2 rRNA genes are annotated in these 415 nt (G+C 56.4%); both read right to left on the reverse strand.

The features are described 5' to 3' along the window. Nucleotide 1: 1 nt before the first annotated feature. Nucleotides 2-117, reverse strand: a 5S ribosomal RNA gene (rrf, locus tag AABB92_RS23345). 214 nt (nucleotides 118-331) lie between these two features. After that, a 23S ribosomal RNA gene (locus AABB92_RS23350) occupies nucleotides 332-415 on the reverse strand; the annotation flags it as partial.

Here is a 415-nt window from a genome sequence, read left to right on the forward strand (position 1 = left end):
TGCCTGGCAGTTCCCTACTCTCGCATGGGGAGACCCCACACTACCATCGGCGCTACGGCGTTTCACTTCTGAGTTCGGCATGGGGTCAGGTGGGACCACCGCGCTACAGCCGCCAGGCAAATTCTTTGTGCTCTGTCCTGTGTCTTCTGTGCTGATGCTGCGTTGGCCGCCCTCGCGCTACTCCGTCACATACTTCAGTATGCTCCTTCGTATCGGTCGGTTGCCGCCTTGCCTCAGCGCAGAATCCTTCGGACTTGACTCCGCAGGACACAACGTTATCCGGTAAACAGGCTGAAAATCTTTTCGTCTCTCAAAACGCCTCTGGCGTTGTAAGGTTAAGCCTCACGGGTCATTAGTACCGGTTAGCTCAACGCATCGCTGCGCTTACACATCCGGCCTATCAACGTCGTCGTCT

The organism is Pantoea brenneri, assembly GCF_038594305.1.
Classification (GTDB): Bacteria; Pseudomonadota; Gammaproteobacteria; order Enterobacterales; family Enterobacteriaceae; genus Pantoea; species Pantoea brenneri.